At 60.4% G+C, this 16,637-nt stretch carries 14 protein-coding genes; 3 read left to right on the forward strand and 11 right to left on the reverse strand.

Annotated features, from left to right (window positions below; translation table 11 throughout):
- Positions 1–42: 42 nt before the first annotated feature.
- From E4P01_RS07540 to E4P01_RS07585, 10 genes are all read right to left on the reverse strand, one after another.
- A complete protein-coding gene (locus E4P01_RS07540; protein ID WP_216091566.1) occupies positions 43–1,998 on the reverse strand; it encodes an acetoacetate--CoA ligase in 1,956 nt (651 codons plus the stop codon).
- A 162-nt stretch (positions 1,999–2,160) separates the two neighbouring features.
- Positions 2,161–2,934, reverse strand: coding sequence for a 3-hydroxybutyrate dehydrogenase (locus tag E4P01_RS07545; protein ID WP_216091565.1), 774 nt, complete (start codon positions 2,932–2,934; stop codon positions 2,161–2,163).
- 7 nt (positions 2,935–2,941) lie between these two features.
- On the reverse strand, positions 2,942–4,333 hold the full coding sequence (locus E4P01_RS07550; RefSeq protein ID WP_216091564.1) for a GntP family permease: 1,392 nt from the start codon (positions 4,331–4,333) through the stop codon (positions 2,942–2,944).
- A gap of 280 nt (positions 4,334–4,613) precedes the next feature.
- Positions 4,614–6,017 (reverse strand): sigma 54-interacting transcriptional regulator, encoded by a 1,404-nt coding sequence (locus tag E4P01_RS07555; protein WP_216091563.1) that lies wholly within the window; start codon positions 6,015–6,017, stop codon positions 4,614–4,616.
- 22 nt (positions 6,018–6,039) lie between these two features.
- Positions 6,040–7,611 (reverse strand): ABC transporter ATP-binding protein, encoded by a 1,572-nt coding sequence (locus E4P01_RS07560; RefSeq protein WP_216091562.1) that lies wholly within the window; start codon positions 7,609–7,611, stop codon positions 6,040–6,042.
- A 10-nt stretch (positions 7,612–7,621) separates the two neighbouring features.
- Positions 7,622–8,644, reverse strand: a complete 1,023-nt coding sequence (locus E4P01_RS07565) for an ABC transporter permease (RefSeq protein ID WP_216091561.1) — start codon at positions 8,642–8,644, stop codon at positions 7,622–7,624.
- The gene (yejB, locus tag E4P01_RS07570) at positions 8,644–9,702 is read right to left on the reverse strand and encodes a microcin C ABC transporter permease YejB (protein WP_032876053.1); all 1,059 of its coding nucleotides are present in this window, start codon (positions 9,700–9,702) and stop codon (positions 8,644–8,646) included. The genes E4P01_RS07565 and yejB overlap by 1 nt, the downstream gene beginning before the upstream one ends.
- Positions 9,702–11,561, reverse strand: a complete 1,860-nt coding sequence (locus E4P01_RS07575; protein ID WP_032876050.1) for an extracellular solute-binding protein — start codon at positions 11,559–11,561, stop codon at positions 9,702–9,704. Before E4P01_RS07575 ends, yejB begins: the two co-directional genes overlap by 1 nt.
- A gap of 130 nt (positions 11,562–11,691) precedes the next feature.
- Positions 11,692–11,973 carry a peptidylprolyl isomerase gene (locus E4P01_RS07580; protein WP_005788801.1) on the reverse strand — a complete coding sequence of 94 codons (282 nt, stop codon included), beginning with the start codon at positions 11,971–11,973 and terminating at the stop codon, positions 11,692–11,694.
- A gap of 107 nt (positions 11,974–12,080) precedes the next feature.
- A complete protein-coding gene (locus E4P01_RS07585) occupies positions 12,081–12,575 on the reverse strand; it encodes a DUF1543 domain-containing protein (RefSeq protein WP_216091560.1) in 495 nt (164 codons plus the stop codon).
- A 106-nt stretch (positions 12,576–12,681) separates the two neighbouring features.
- Here E4P01_RS07585 and E4P01_RS07590 point away from each other — a divergent pair, with 106 nt between their 5' ends.
- On the forward strand, positions 12,682–13,503 hold the full coding sequence (locus E4P01_RS07590; protein WP_032876043.1) for an aldo/keto reductase: 822 nt from the start codon (positions 12,682–12,684) through the stop codon (positions 13,501–13,503).
- A 53-nt stretch (positions 13,504–13,556) separates the two neighbouring features.
- Here the strand turns inward: E4P01_RS07590 and E4P01_RS07595 are convergent, their stop codons facing one another.
- Positions 13,557–14,072, reverse strand: a complete 516-nt coding sequence (locus E4P01_RS07595; RefSeq protein WP_005788794.1) for an Hcp family type VI secretion system effector — start codon at positions 14,070–14,072, stop codon at positions 13,557–13,559.
- Between the two features lie 483 nt (positions 14,073–14,555).
- On the opposite strand from E4P01_RS07595, the gene tssA reads away from it, so the two are divergent.
- A complete protein-coding gene (gene tssA, locus E4P01_RS07600; RefSeq protein WP_216091559.1) occupies positions 14,556–16,109 on the forward strand; it encodes a type VI secretion system protein TssA in 1,554 nt (517 codons plus the stop codon).
- 28 nt (positions 16,110–16,137) lie between these two features.
- Positions 16,138–16,635, forward strand: coding sequence for a type VI secretion system contractile sheath small subunit (gene tssB / locus E4P01_RS07605; protein ID WP_078821537.1), 498 nt, complete (start codon positions 16,138–16,140; stop codon positions 16,633–16,635).
- The last annotated feature ends 2 nt before the right edge of the window (positions 16,636–16,637 follow it).

The raw sequence follows: 16,637 nt of genomic DNA on the forward strand, positions 1-16,637 counted from the left end.
GGCTTTTCTTCAAAACAGCGGTTCAGCGCTGAAACCTTTCATCTAAAAATCCAGTTCAGGGCGTCGGCGAAACTGCTCCAATGCCTCGGGATTGGCGAGGGCATCGGTGTTCTTTACCGGCTCCCCATGTACCACGTTGCGCACCGCCAACTCCACGATCTTGCCGCTGATGGTGCGCGGGATATCCGTGACAGCGAGGATCTTGGCCGGTACGTGGCGCGGCGTGGTGTTGGCACGGATCACCTGGCGGATCTGCTGTTGCAGCGCTTCATCCAGCTCGACGCCGTCATCGAGGCGCACAAACAGCACCACACGCACATCGTCCTGCCAGCGCTGGCCGATGGCGAGGCTTTCCAGCACCTGTGGGACTTTTTCCACTTGGCGGTATATTTCGGCGGTGCCGATGCGTACGCCGCCAGGGTTGAGCACCGCGTCTGAGCGCCCATGAATCAGCAGGCTGCCATTGGTCCGCTGCTCGGCATAGTCACCCTGGGCCCATACGCCGGGGAACTGGCTGAAATAGGAGGCGCGCAGCTTGTGCTGGTTCGGGTCGTTCCACAGCCCAATGGGCATGGCCGGAAAGTGCCGGGTGCAGACCAGTTCGCCTTTTTCCCCGATCAGCGGCCGGCCCTGGTCGTCCCACACCTCGATGGCCATGGCCAGGCTCTTGCATTGCATCTCACCGCGCCGCACCGGCAGCACCGGGTTGCCGATCACGAAGCAGGAGACGATATCGGTGCCACCGGACATCGACGACAGGCACAGCTCGTTCTTGATCTCGCGGTACACATAGTCGTAGCTCTGGGGTGACAGCGGCGAGCCGGTGGAAATCAGGCCTTTGAGGCTGCTCAGGTCGTGGCTCAGGCGTGGCCGCAACCCGGCTTTCTCCAGGGTAGCGAGGAATTTCGGGCTGGTGCCGAATACACTGATTTTTTCCGCATCGATCAAGTCGATCAAACGCTCGGGGCCGGGGTGGAACGGTGAGCCGTCATACAGCACCGCCGTGGCGCCCATCGCCAGCACCGACACCAGCCAGTTCCACATCATCCAGCCGCAGGTGGTGTAGTAGAACAGGCAGTCCTCGCGGCTCAGGTCGGCGTGCAGGCCGTGTTCCTTGAGGTGGGTGAGCAGCACGCCGCCGGTGCCATGGATGATGCATTTGGGGATGCCGGTGGTGCCGCTGGAATAGAGGATATACAGCGGATGATCGAACGGCACTGCGACAAATTCGGGCACGCCGCCGGCCTGATAGAAGTCGTCCCACAGCGTGACACGGGCTTGGCTCAGATAATCGTCGACCTGTGCCTGAGGCCGGGCGTACGGCACGATGATCAGCTGTTGCAGGGAGGGCAGGCGCGCAAGGATTTCATTGAGCTTGGCGCTCTGGTCGATGTTTTTGCCTGCATAGCGGTAGCCGGCGCAGGTAATCAGCACTTTGGGTTCGATCTGGCCGAATCGATCGATGACGCCCTGGGTGCCGAAATCCGGCGAAGAGCATGACCAGATCGCGCCGAGGCTGGTAGTGGCAAGCATACCCACCAGGGTTTGCCAGGTGTTGGGCATGCACGCGGCCACCCGGTCACCCATGCCCACCCCGGCTGCCCGCAAGCTTTTTTGCAGGCCGGCAACATGTTCCGCCAGTTGCGCATAGCTCAACTGTTCACGTTGGCCGTCTTCGCTGACAGCCACCACCGCAGGATGATTGTCGCGGCGGCGCAACAGGTGTTCGGCAAAGTTCAGGGTGGCGCCGGGAAACCATTGGGCGCTGGGCATCTCGATGTCTTCGATCAGTGTGACGCTGGGCGGGCTGCGAAACTGCACGTCGAAGAACGCGACAATCGCCCGCCAGAAGTCCGGGCGCTGGTCGATGCTCCATTGGTGCAGGGCAGGGTAGTCGTGGAGGTGCAGGCCGTGGCGTTGGTTGATGAAGCGGCGGAACTGGTCCATCCGTGTGTTGGCGATGCGTTCGGGCGAGGGTTGCCAGAGGATGTCGGACATAGCGAGATCTCTTGTTCTAGTATCGGTCTTCCAAACAATAGCGTTCCAATGTGGGAGGGGGCTTGCTCCCGATAGCGGTGGTTCAGTTACAAATGTCTACCCTGACACACTGCTATCGGGAGCAAGCCCCCTCCCACATTTTGATCTCCGGTGTCTGGGGGGTTATTGGGCCAGCCAGCCACCGTCGATATTCCACGCCGCACCGCGCACTTGGGCGCCAGCTTCGCTGCACAAAAACAGCACCAGCTCACCCAGCTGCGACGGCGTCACAAACTCCAGGGACGGCTGCTTTTCAGCCAGCAAATCCTGCTGCGCCTGTTGCGGGTCGATCCCACTGGCCACGCGATCATCAATCTGCTTCTGCACCAGCGGCGTCAGCACCCAGCCCGGGCAGATCGCATTGCAGGTCACATTGCTGGTGGCGGTTTCCAGGCCCACCACCTTGGTCAGGCCGATCACGCCATGCTTGGCCGCCACGTAGGCAGCCTTGCCCACTGAGCCGACCTGGCCGTGCACCGAGGCGATATTGACGATACGCCCCCAGCCCTTGGCCTTCATGCCCGGCAGGCTCAAACGTGTACTGTGGAACACCGAGGACAGGTTGATCGCGATAATCGAATCCCAGCGCTCCACCGGGAAGTCTTCCACCGCCGCCACATGCTGGATGCCGGCATTGTTGACCAGAATATCCACGCCACCGAACTCGCGCTCGGCGTAGGTGAGCATGTCGGCGATCTGCGCCGGGTCGCTGACATCCGCCGGGTGATGCCCGACCTTGCCACCAAACGCCTGCACCTGGGCGATCACCGTGCTGGCGTCGCCAAAGCCGTTGAGAATCAGGTTGGCGCCGGCCTTGGCCAGGCTCAGAGCTATCCCTAAGCCGATGCCGCTGGTGGAGCCGGTGACCAGGGCGGTCTTGCCATTCAAAGTCGTCATGAAAACCTCACACAATGCCGGTGGCATAGAAAGTACCGATCACCACGAACACCGCGAGGGTCTTGATAATCGTGATGCCGAAAATGTCCTTGTAGGCTTCGCGGTGGGTCAAGCCGGTGACCGCCAGCAGCGTGATCACCGCGCCGTTGTGGGGCAGGGTGTCCATGCCGCCGCTGGCCATGGCCGCGACCCGGTGCAGCACTTCAAGAGGGATATTGGCCGCATGGGCCGCTGAAATAAAGCTCTCGGACATCGCCGCCAGGGCAATGCTCATGCCGCCGGAAGCCGAGCCGGTGATGCCCGCCAGCAGGGTCACGGTAATTGCTTCGTTGACCAGCGGGTTGGGGATGCCCTTGAGCCAGTCCGCCAGTACCAGAAAGCCTGGCAGCGAGGCGATTACTGCGCCAAAGCCGTATTCCGAGGCGGTGTTCATTGCCGCCAGCAGCGCGCCGCTGACCGCACTTTTACTGCCTTCGGCCAGCTTGCTTTTGATCGCGGAGAAGCCGAACACCAGTACCACGATAATCCCCACCAGCAACGCCGCCTGCACCGCCCAGATCGCGGTGAGCTTGGCGATTTCGGTGGTCACCGGCGCGCTCATGCCTGGCAGGCTGAGGCTGTGGGTCTTGCCGTACCACTGCGGGATCCAGTGGGTAAACAGCAGGTTCATTACCCCGACCAGAATCAACGGCGACAGCGCGATCCAGGGATTGGGCAGGCTGAGGTTCTCGGCGGTTTCCGGCTCGTTACGCAACTCGGTGCCATAACCTTCCCCGGCCCGCTGGGCCTTGTTGCGCTGGCGGGCCAGGTAGAGCATACCGGTGCAAAACACGAAGATCGTGCCGATCAGCCCCAGCCACGGCGCCGCCCAGGCAGTGGTGTTGAAGAAGGTACTGGGGATGATGTTCTGGATCTGCGGCGTGCCGGGCAGGGCGTCCATGGTGAACGAGAACGCGCCGAGGGCGATGGTTGCCGGGATCAGGCGCTTGGGGATATTGCTCTGGCGAAACATCTCCGCCGCGAACGGGTAAACCGCAAACACCACCACGAACAGCGACACGCCGCCGTAGGTGAGCAGGGCGCAGACCAGCACGATCACCAGCATTGCCTGGCGCGTGCCCAGCAAGCGGATCGCAGCCGCCACGATCGAGCGCGAGAAACCCGACAACTCGATCAGCTTGCCGAACACTGCGCCGAGCAGGAACACCGGGAAGTACAGTTTGATAAAACCGACCATCTTTTCCATGAACACCCCGGTAAAGGCGGGGGCGACGGCTGATGGGGCGGTGAGCAGCACCGCGCCGAGGGCGGCGATGGGGGCGAACAGGATAACGCTATAGCCACGGTACGCAGCCAGCATCAGCAGCGCGAGCGCGGCCAGGGCAATGATCACACTCATGGTGTGTCTCCATCGGATTGTTATTGTTGTGGGGTGAAGCGGTGGGAGGGCTATAGCTAGATGTGTGCCATGTTATTAACTATTTGAAAAACAACAATATTTTCAGAATTTTCAACAGCGCTTTGAAATTTTATCTCTATTTTGAGACAAGCAAATACCTAATGTGGGAGGGGGCTTGCTTCCGAGAGCAGTGGGTCAGGTACAGATGCTCAGCCTGACACACTGCCATCGGGAGCAAGCCCCTCTCACAATGGATTGTCTTTGTATTGAGAATTGGGTCTCAATATGGAGACTGAGTTAGCCCCAGCGCCACCATTTTCTTGTACAGCGTCGACCGGCCAAGCCCCAACTGCCTGGCGGCCTCTACCACATTCCCGGTACACGCCTGCAACGCCGCACCAATCACCTGCCGATCAAACCGCTCCCGCGCCGCCGCAAAGGTTTCACCCTCGACCGCCGCCACGGAGCCTCGTTGTACCGGGCTGAACGTGCCAATCGCTGCGCGAAGGTCGCTGGCATTGAGCATCAGGTCATCACTCAACAGCGCCGCCCGCTCCAGCACATTGCGCAGCTCGCGGATATTCCCCGGCCACGCATGTTGGGCCAACAGCGCCAGGGCATCGCGGTCCAGTTCGTGCTGGCTGCGCAGCTCCTCAAGGATCGCCTCGCTCAACGCCGGAATATCCTCCAGCCGCTCACGCAACGGCGGTACCTGGATCGGCAGTACGTTGAGGCGGTAATACAAATCCGCACGAAACTCGCCACGCTTGATCGCTGCTTCCAGGTTCATGGATGTGGCGGCAATCACCCGCACATCGCTGTGCAGCATCTCGTTGGAGCCCACCGGTTCGAATTCCTTTTCCTGCAACACCCGCAGCAATTTGCTTTGCAGCGGCAGCGGCATGTCGCCAATTTCGTCGAGAAACAGCGTGCCGCCCTGGGCGATCTGGAACTTGCCGGGGCGACCCTTGCGGTCGGCGCCGGTAAATGCACCGGGTGCGGTGCCGAAGAACTCTGCTTCGAGCAGATCGTGTGGAATCGCGGCGCTGTTGATGCTCACGAAGGCTTTGTGCGCCCGCGGTGACGCACCGTGGATAGCCTGGGCGAGCAGTTCTTTGCCGGTGCCGGTTTCCCCCAGCAGCAACACCGGCGACTCGGCACTCGCACTGCGCCGCGCCCGGCGCTTGACCTCCAGGCTTGCAGCGCTGGTGCCGATAAAATGCGCGAAGTTGTATTTGCTTTGCCGCGAGCGCAGCAGCGAGCGCGTCGAGGCCAGTTCTTGCTGCATGCTCAGGTAGCGCTCGATCAGCGGTGACAGGTTGCGCAACTCATCGAACAGCGCAAAGCCAATCGCACCGATCACCACTCCGGCATCGTCGTGGATCGGCAGGCGCATCACCACCAGCGGGCCCTTGGGGGTGTCCTGGATATCCAGCAGGATCGGCCGGTCGTTGTGCACCACCTGGCGCAACAGGCTGTTGGAAATCACCTGCTCGCAGGGCTGGCCGATGGCCTCATCGGCGCTGTGCAGGCCGAAACGCCTAGCGTAGCGCTCGTTCATCCACACGATGTTCGCGTCGCGGTCGACGATGACCGTGCCTTCGCTGGACTGCTCGATGATCTCGAACAACGACTGAATGGCCAGGCCGCGAACGTGTTGATAATCCTTGAGGCTGGTACTCATGGAGGCAGAGTCCTGTTGATCATCACAAAGGGATGTGCGCTGCAGCCAGCAGTTCTTTGGTATAGGGGTGCTGGGGCGAATCAAACACATCATGACTGGCACCGCGCTCCACTACCTTGCCATCCTTGACCACGATCATGTCATGGGCCATGGCGCGCACCACGGCCAGGTCATGGCTGATAAACAGATAAGTCAGGCCATATTTGTCCTGCAGTTCACGCAGCAACGCCACCACTTGTTTCTGCACCGTACGGTCCAAGGCCGAAGTGGGTTCGTCGAGCAGCATCAGCGCCGGTTTGAGCACCAGGGCGCGGGCGATGGCGATGCGTTGGCGCTGGCCACCGGAAAACTCATGGGGGTAGCGATGCCGGCTGGCGGGGTCGAGGCCCACGTCCTTGAGCACCTGGATCACCTGGGCATCGCGCTCGGCCAGGCTGCATGGCGCATGCACTTCCAGGCCTTCGCTGATGATCTGCTCGACCGACATGCGCGGGCTGAGGCTGCCATAGGGGTCCTGGAACACCACCTGCATCTGCTTGCGCCACGGGCGCATCTGCTGATGGTTGAGCGGGTCGAGGGCCTCACCCTGGAAGCGGATGCTGCCGGTGGAGTCAAGTAAACGCAAGATCGCCTGGCCCAACGTCGATTTGCCTGAGCCGGACTCACCGACAATCCCCAGGGTCTTGCCGCGCTGCACGCTGAGGCTGATGCCGTCGACCGCACGCAGCCAGGTCTTGCGCCGAAACAACCCGCCGCCCAAGGGGAAATCGACGTTGAGGTTGTCTACTTGCAACACCGTCTCGCGCGCATCGCTGCACAGCGCATCGCCCGTGGGCTCGGCGTCCAGCAGCAGGCGGCTGTAAGGGTGCTGTGGGGCCGTGAACAAGGTCTGGCAGTCAGCCTGCTCGACAATTTCCCCGGCGCGCATCACGCAGACCCGCTGGGCGATACTGCGCACCAGGTTAAGGTCATGGCTGATCAGCAGCAGCGACATGCCCAGGCGTTGCTGCAAAGACTTGAGCAGCAGCAGGATCTTGCGCTGCACGGTCACGTCCAGCGCGGTGGTGGGCTCGTCGGCAATCAGCAACTCCGGCTCGCAGGCCAGGGCCATGGCGATCATCACCCGCTGGCGCTGGCCGCCGGACAACTGATGCGGGTAGGCCTTGAGCCGTTCCTGGGGTTTCTGGATACCCACCAGCTCCAGCAGTTCGAGAATCCGCGCCCGCGCCTGCTTGCCGCCCAGGCCCTTGTGCAGCAGCAGGGTTTCGCCGATTTGCTTTTCGATGCTGTGCAACGGGTTCAGGGACGTCATCGGCTCCTGGAAGATCATCGCAATTCGGTTACCGCGCAGTTTTTGCAGGGTAGACGACGCTGCACCGATCAACTCCTGGCCACGATACTTGATCGAGCCCGTGGTTTCGGTACCGGCTTGCGGCAGCAGTTGCAGGATTGAATGGGCGGTCACTGACTTGCCCGAGCCCGACTCACCCACCAGCGCCAGGCACTCGCCGGGGCGCACATCCAGGCTCAGATTGCGTACCACGGTCTGGCCGCTGAACGCGACGCACAGGTCGCGGATTTCGATCAGGTTCATAGGCAATTACTCATGAGCGAGGGTCGAAGGCGTCACGCAACGCCTCGCCGATAAACACCAGCAACGACAGGATCAGCGCCAAGGTGAAAAACGCGGTCAGGCCCAGCCAGGGGGCTTGCAGGTTCTGCTTGCCCTGGGCGATCAGCTCACCCAGGGACGCGCTGCCAGCCGGCATACCGAAGCCGAGGAAATCCAGGGCGCTCAAGGTGGATATCGCCCCGGTCAAGATAAACGGCAGATAGCTCAGCGTCGCGGTCATGGTATTGGGCAGGATATGCCGGCGAATGATCTTGGCGTCGCCCAGGCCCAGGGCGCGCGCGGCCTTGACGTACTCCAGGTTGCGCCCGCGCAGGAACTCGGCGCGCACCACATCCACCAGCGCCAGCCAGGAAAACAGCGCCATGATCCCCAGCAACCACCAGAAATTCGGCTCGACGAACCCCGACAGGATAATCAGCAAGTACAGCACCGGCAGGCCGGACCACACCTCCAGAATGCGCTGCCCGAGCAAATCCACCCAGCCGCCGTAGTAACCCTGCAACGCCCCGGCGGCAATGCCGATGGCGGCGCTGATGGCGGTCAGGGCCAGGGCAAACAGGATCGACACCCTTGCGCCGAAGATCACCCGCGCCAGCACATCGCGGGACTGGTCATCGGTGCCCAGCCAGTTCACCGCCGACGGTGGGCTCGGGGCAGGGCGGGTCAGCTCATAATTGGGGGTGTCGTCGCTAAAGGGAATCGGCGGGAACAGCATCCAGCCGCCGTCCTGCTTGATCAGCTTTTGCACATAGTCACTGCGGTAATCCGCCTGGAACGGCAGCTGCCCGCCGAACTGCTGTTCGGTGTAGCGCTTGAACACCGGAAAATACAGTTCGTTCTTGAAGCTGAGCACCAAGGGTTTGTCATTGGCGATCAACTCGCCGCCCAGAGTCAGGATAAACAGGCCGATAAACAACCACAGCGACCACCAGCCACGCCGGTTTTTCTTGAAGCGTTCGAAACGCCGACGCGCAACGGGAGACAGGTCAAGCATCAGGCGTTCCTCGCAGCAAAGTCGATACGCGGGTCCACCAGGGTGTAGCAGAGGTCACCGATGAGTTTTATCAAAAGGCCGAACAGGGTGAAGATAAACAGCGAGCCGAATACCACCGGGTAGTCACGGGACACTGCCGCCTCGTAGCTCATGCGGCCCAGGCCGTCGAGGGAGAAGATCACTTCGATCAGCAGTGAGCCGGCAAAAAATACGCTGATAAACGCTTGGGGAATCCCCGAGATCACCAGCAGCATGGCATTGCGAAACACATGGCCGTACAGCACCCGGCGTTCGCTCAGGCCCTTGGCACGGGCGGTCACCACGTACTGGCGGGTAATCTCATTGAGGAACGAGTTCTTGGTGAGGATGGTCAAGGTGGCAAACCCGCCGATCACCAGCGCCGTCACCGGCAAAACCAGGTGCCAGAAATAGTCGGCAACCTTGCCCACGGTGCTCAGTTCGGCAAAGTTTTCCGACACCAGCCCGCGCACCGGGAACCAGTTCAGCGACGTACCGCCGGCGAATACCACAATCAGAAACATCGCAAACAGGAACGCCGGCATCGCGTAACCGATCACGATGGCCGTGCTGCTCCACATGTCAAAGCTGCTGCCATGGCGCACGGCCTTGCGTATCCCCAAGGGTATCGACACCAGGTAGGTGATCAGCGTCGCCCACAGGCCTAGGGAAATGGTAACTGGCATCTTTTCCAGGATCAGGTCGGTCACCGTCGCGCCGCGAAAGAAACTGTTGCCGAAGTCCAGCTGGGCGTAGTTCTTGAGCATCAGCCACAGGCGTTCCGGTGCGGACTTATCGAAGCCGTATTGTTTTTCGATGTCCTTGATCAGCTTCGGGTCCAGGCCACGACTGGCCCGGGAGCCGCTGATACCTTCGCCGGATGCGCCCGCTACACCGCCGCCGCCAATGCCTTGCAGATGGGCAATGGCCTGTTCCACCGGCCCGCCGGGCGCGGCCTGCACGATCACGAAGTTCACCAGCAGGATGATCACCAGCGTCGGGATGATCAGCAGCAGGCGCCGTACGATATAGGCAAACATCAACGGGCTCCTCCGCGTTTTTTCAGCTCGGCCTGCATTTGCTCGTTAGTCAGTGGCGTGGGGCTGACTTCCCACCAGGTTTCCAGGGCTTCGTCATTCTTCGCCTCGATCGCCGGGCGGCCGAAACGGTTCCACCACGCGGCGGAGGTGCCCGGGGGGTAATAGTTGGGGATCCACAGGTAATTCCATTGCAGCACACGGTCCAGGGCGTGGGCGTAGGTGAGCATCTGCGCCTGGGTGTCGGCCTTCACCAAACCGTTGATCAGCGTATCGACGGCCGGATCCTTGAGTGCGATGTAGTTGTTGGCGCCCGGATCGAACGCAGCGGCGGAGCCGAAGTAGTTGTACAGCTCCATGCCGGGCGAGGTGGTGACCGGAAAACCGGTGACGATCATGTCGTAGTCACGGGCCATCAGGCGGTTCACGTACTGCGACGAGTCGATGCGGCGGATATTGAGGGTGATGCCGATCTGCGCCAGGTTGCGCTTGTAGGGCAGCAACAGGCGCTCAAGCCCGTTCTGGACGTTGAGGAAGGTGAACTCCAGCGGCTCGCCCTGGGCGTTGACGAGTTTGTCACCCACCGGTTTCCAGCCAGCGTCCTCAAGCAGTGCCAGGGCTTGCAGTTGTTTATCGCGGATCATGCCGCTGCCGTCGGTGACCGGGGCCTTGAATACCTGGGTAAACACTTCATCCGGGATTTGTCCGCGCAACGGTTCCAGGATCGCCAGTTCTTCCTGGGTCGGCAATTGGCTGGCCGCCAGCGGGCTGTTGGAAAAGTAGCTTTGCTGGCGGATGTACAGGTTGCGCATCATTTGCCGGTTGGCCCATTCGAAATCCCACAGCATCGCCAAGGCCTGGCGCACGCGGCGATCTTTGAAAATCGGCTTCTGCACGTTGAACACATAGCCTTGGGCCGGTTGCGGCATCTCTTTGGCCAGGTGTGCGCGCTGCAGGCGACCATCGTCCAGCGCCGGGCCGTTGTAGCCGATGGAATAGCCGGTGGCGGAGAATTCACGGTTGAAGTCGTAGGCGCCGCCGCGCAGCACCTGGCGCGCCACTTCGGTGTCGCCGAAGTATTCCAAGCTCAGGTGATCGAAGTTGTACAGGCCACGGCTGACCGGCAAATCCTTGCCCCACCAATCCGGATCGCGGGTAAAGGTGATGGTGCTGCCGGAGTCGATCTTGCTGACCTTGTACGGGCCGCTGCCCAGCGGGGCTTCGTAGCCGCCGCCATTGGCAAAGTCGCGGGTCTTCCACCAATGCTCCGGGAACACCGGCAAGGTGGCGATATCCAGGGGCAGGGTGCGGTTGTCGTTGCTGGAGAAGTCGAAGCGTACCTGACGCTCGCCTTCGACTTCGACGTGCTTGACGTCGGCAAACAACGTGCGAAAGCGCAGGCTGCCTTGGGTCATCAGCAGATCGAAGCTGTAGCGCACGTCTTCGGCTGTAATCGGGGTACCGTCGGCGAAACGCGCCTTGGGATTGAGGTAGAAACGTAGCGACAGGCCGTCGTCGGCGCGCTCCATTTTTTCTGCCACCAGGCCATAAACGGTGTAGGGCTCATCCAGCGAGCGCAGCGCCAGGGGCGCATACACCCAGCCGTCGACCTGAGACACGCCAATACCTTTGTCGATATACGGCAGCACATGATCAAACCGCCCGACCTCCAGCGCCGAGCGCCGCAGGCTGCCGCCCTTGGGCGCGTTGGGGTTGGCATAGTCGAAGTGGCTGAAACCGGCGGGGTACTTGGCGGGCTCGCCGTAAACCGTCAGGTAGGTTTGCGGGGCTGCGATCGCCGCAGTGCTGGCCATCAGCAGGGCCAAGGTGGAGCAGAGCAGAGATGAAAAAGCCAATCGCATTATCAGCCTTGAACGCCGGGTTAAGAAGAATAGAGATTTGTACGCTAACGGCCTGGGCATCGCCAGTCATCACATGCACAACGGCCCGCCAAAGGGCGGGCCGTTGTTTATCGCATCTGCGCCGATTGAATCAATCCTGGCGGCTGGTGACTTCCAGCAGGTGATAACCGAACTGGGTTTTCACCGGGCCCTGCACGGTATTGACCGGGGCGCTGAATACGACAGTGTCGAATTCCTTGACCATTTGGCCTGGGCCGAACGAACCCAGGTCACCGCCCTGGCGGCTGGATGGGCAGGACGAATTGGCTTTGGCGATTTCTGCGAAATCAGCGCCGCCTTCGATTTGGGCCTTGAGTTCGTTGCACTTGTCTTCAGTGGAAACGAGGATGTGACGGGCGGTGGCTTTGGCCATGGGGAATAACTCCTAGAGTAAAAAAACGGTGAGCGTACCGGATTCAGGCGGTTATTTCCTGGCAAAGTTCCGCTGTTGTTCAGTCCTGCCTTTTTCAGCGTGGCGGTTCAAGGCAACACGATGTAGTCGTTGCGCTGCACGATCGGTTGGTGCGGCCCCTGCACCAGGTGGATATAACGGCCGTCCACCAAGTCGATCGGCAGGCAGTCGTCAATATCCAGCACGCCGTCGGTGTGGGCCTGGGACCAGTGGCGCAGCATCTGCTGCTTGCCCTGGCTCATGGCCTGCTTTTTGTTACGAGCGACTACCAGCAGGTAGTGATGGGCCTCGCCGAAGCTATGGGCTTCATAGCCACCGAGGTTGATGAAGTACAGGCGGGGCGCGTCGCCATGAGGCGCCAGATTGCTCAGTTCAACTTTCCAGCCGTCGACGCCGTCGACCGCCATCCATGAGTCGATGTGCACACCCTTGGGGCTGCCAAACCAGGCGTCGCGCAATTGCGGGTAGCTGGCCTGCAACGTATCCGCCACGGCGAACACTACATCGTGTACTTCGATTTTTGCCCGTGGATGCTTGCCCCCGAGCATGACGACAAACAGCATTACCGGTGATTCCTGGCGACTGGCGAAAGGGCAACCATACTGCGATTGAACCCTTTTGTCCGCTCAATGCCACATTGTTAATCAGCACACTCACCAGGAGGTTGTCATGCGTACCATTGATCTGGCCGGTGTTCCCGTCCCTGTCATCGGCCAGGGGACCTGGCGCATGGGCGAAGACCCAAGCCGGCGCCGCGCCGAAGTTGCTGCGCTGCAACTGGGTATCGATGAGGGCCTGACGCTCATCGATACCGCCGAGATGTATGGCGACGGCGGTGCCGAAGAGGTGGTCGCAGAGGCGATTCGTGGCAAGCGCGACCAGGTATTTCTGGTCAGCAAGGTCTATCCGCATAACGCCAGCCAAAAGGGGGTGCCTCGCGCCTGCGAAGCCAGCCTTCAGCGCCTTGGCACCGATTACATTGATTTGTATCTGTTGCACTGGCGCGGCCAGTACCCACTTGAAGAAACTGTCGAAGCGTTCGAGCGTTTGCGCGAGGCCGGCAAAATCGGCCGCTGGGGTGTTTCCAACTTCGATGTGGCAGACCTGCAGGAGCTCGCATCCCCTGCATGTGCGACCAATCAAGTGCTCTACAACATTGAAGAGCGCGGGATCGAGTTCGACCTGTTGCCATGGTGGCAACAGCATCATTTACCACTGATGGCTTATTGTCCCATCGCCCAGGGTGGTGAGCTGCTGTCGAGCCCGACCCTCAAGCAGATCGCACGTCGCCATGAGGTCACACCGGCCCAGGTATCGCTGGCGTGGGTCCTGCGCCAGGAGGGTGTCATCGCAATCCCCAAGGCGGTCACACCTGAACACATCCGACTCAACGCCGCAGCTGCGAAGCTGGTGTTGGATGAACATGACCTGGACGCTATCGATCGTGTGTTCGCAGCGCCCAAGCGTAAGCACCCATTGGCGATGGTGTAACCGGCCAGCAGGAACGGCGCCTTCCCTGGCAGCTGTTCCCGCTCTAGCCGTGGTTAGCCGGCCACTGGGCTGCGCCAGTCGTCCGAGCCGGAAGTTCCGGCCACTTCGTGAGTCCAGATGATCTTGCGATAGGTGAAGTGCACATCCTCCAGATGAGTGAAGTGGGCGTTGTCGGGGTCCTGGCAGTTGGGCATGCGTGACTGGATGTCCACGATAGTCGCACCCTCCAGTTCAATGGTGAAGTAGTGCTCCTGGGTTCCGGCGGACGAGGTGCGCAGCCATTCGAGGCGGCAGGAGACTTCTTCACCGCTGGTCAGGGCGCTGAACAGCAACGGTGACGATTTATCGAAAACCTTGCTGATCATCAGCGGCTTGTGCACGCGCTGACCTGTCGGCTGGCCCGATTGCGGATCGCGAGGAATGATCACCTGATGGGCAAATGCCTGGACCAGTATCTGATCCTCATGACCTTCCTGATAAATGTTGCCTACCGAGTCCTGAGTAAATGTGCCTGCCGTGATCAAACCTTGTTTGACTCCGGTGATGGAGAGGTACGCGGGTGTTGGCATGATTGGTTTCCTTGCCGGGTTGAGTAGGTTTTGCCGAACAGCGAAATGGCTGAACGGGTAGGTGCCTATAACCTATAACAAGAAGCGTGCCTGAAAGTGTGAAGTTCAATGAAATAAGGGCGAGCACTGTTTGGTGCGCTGCGTATTGGGTTTTTATTCCGGGCTATGGGCTGTTTTTAGTTATAAAAGTTGCGCATCGATGCGCACTTAGTTGCTCACGTGTTTTTAGGGTGAAGTACACGGCCGGCCGAGCTAACAGAGTTGTTGTTACTCGAATGTGTGCGCAAATAGCTGCGCAGGCCAAGATTATAGCGGTGCGTAGGATGTTTCTTAAGTTTTGGTCCGTCGCTTGCTCATTGCTTTATGCATGGCTAAGGTTCTTGTGTCTCGATATGTTTGAACGGAACTTAAGGGCTCTCTGATACGTACTTTAATGGCGTTAAGTTTGCCTATTTTGCCTTGGATGGTTGTGTGCGGCCGAAAATGAGTCATTCAAAAGAACTGTATGCCTATTATTTGCTACTTGCACGAGCAGCCTGTTCGCCAGGTAGTTTCGTGGGCATTGATATGCGCTTTTCCAACGAGTTCGAAGCGCTGGAAGGCGAACTTGGCAAAGCGCAGTCGGTTCATGGCAATGGGCTGCCGGATTGGCAGCGGGTCAGCGAAATCAGCGAATGCCTGCTGCGTGAGCACTCCAAGGATCTGCGTGTCGCCTGCTGGTTGACCTGGGCCTTGTATCAGCGTGATTCATTGGCTGGATTGCTGGCCGGCCTCGGTGTGCTGCGTGAGCTCTGCGAGCACCATTGGGTGCACGTCTACCCAGGCAAACTGCGTACCCGCGTTGCAGCGTTTGGCTGGTTGGTGTCGCGCCTTGAGCAAGCGTTTGCAAAAAAAACCTTGCTCAATGATCAACAGCCTTTATTTCAAGCGTTGCTGGAACACCTCGAACATCTGGACCAACTATGGGCCCAACATCTGGGGAGTGATGCTCCCGTGCTGCTGCCGATTCGACGGCAATTGGCGGAGCGCCTGGCCGATGCCGCGCAAGGGGCGCCAGAAGCTGATGGGGGCGCGGGTGCTATTCCCGGCGTGAGGCAAGCGGCGGTCCAGTTGCCCACCCCCGAGCAATCGGTCAACAGCGAAAAAGAGGCGCACAAATTACTGCGCTCATTACAGGAACAGGCCCGGCCTTTATGCGCCTGGTGGTTGCGCCAGAACGCCACCGACCTGCGGGCTTTGCGCCTGGGCCGAACCTTGGCGTGGCTGATGCTCGTCAACTACCCCGACGCCAACAGTGAACGCATAACCGCGCTGCGCCCATTGGCCGCCGACAAGCTCAAGCGTTATCAGGAGCGCTTGAGCCAAGGCCATTACGCCGATGTGCTGTTCGAACTGGAAGTCAGTCTGGCCGGTGCGTTGTTCTGGTTCGATGGTTTGCGCATGGCCTGGGAGTGTCTGGACGGCTTGCACGCGGACCTGGCCATGGCCGAACTGGAGATACATTTCGCGCTGCTGCTGCAGCGCCTGCCAAACCTGACGGAGTACCGCTTCGACGACGGCACCCCCTTTGCCGACACTGCGACAGCCGAGTGGATTGCGCTGCACGTGATGCGCCATGTGCGCAAGCCTGCGCCCAGTGAAGTCGTGAGCGACCTGACGACCCAACCCTGGGACGCGGCGTTGGACGCGGTAATGCCTTGTCTGCGCAAGGACGGGCTCAAAGCCGCGGTGGGTGTGATCAAGCAAGGCTTGCAGGGCGCGGTCAGTGATCGCTGCCGTTTTCATTGGCGCCTGGCGCTGGCCAGGCTGTGCATGGCGGCCGGCAAACACGAGCTGGCCAGGATCCAGCTGGAGCAACTCGATCTTCAATTACAGCGCACGGGCCTGGAAAGTTGGGAGCCGGCGTTGGCCCTGCAAGTCGCTCAGCTCCTGTACCGCTGCTACGACCTGCTACCTCAAAGCCAAGCCATACGCGACGGCAAGGATGCCCTGCATCGCCGGTTGTGTCATTTCGACCTGGAAGCAGTACTTCAATAGCGCCTCATTAAATAAAAGGAAAAGCACCATGGCCAAAGACGGTTCGGTAGCCCCCAAGGAACGTATCAATATTACCTTCAAACCCGCCCTCGGCGGTGCCCAGGAAGAGGTCGAGCTACCGTTGAAGCTGCTGGTGCTGGGGGATTTTTCCCAACGTGCGGACCTGCGCAAGCTGGAAGATCGCAAGCCCATCGGTATCGACAAGCACACCCTCGACGAGGTGTTGGCCAAGCAAGCAGTGAGCCTGACGCTGAACGTACCCAATCGCCTCCAGGATCAAGCCGACGTGGAAGAACTGGCGATCCAGGTTCGCATCAACGCGATGAAAGACTTCAATCCCGCGAATCTTGTCGAGCAGATCCCGGAGTTGCAAAAGCTGATGGCACTGCGTGAAGCACTGGTGGCGCTCAAGGGACCATTGGGCAACACCCCAAGCTTTCGCAAGGCGATCGAGCAGGCATTGACCCATGGTGATTCCCGCGCACGAGTTCTGGCCGAGCTTGGGCTGCCCAGCCCAGACGCCTGACA

It is taken from the genome of Pseudomonas sp. NCIMB 10586 (assembly GCF_023127895.1).
Classification (GTDB): Bacteria; Pseudomonadota; Gammaproteobacteria; order Pseudomonadales; family Pseudomonadaceae; genus Aquipseudomonas; species Aquipseudomonas synxantha_A.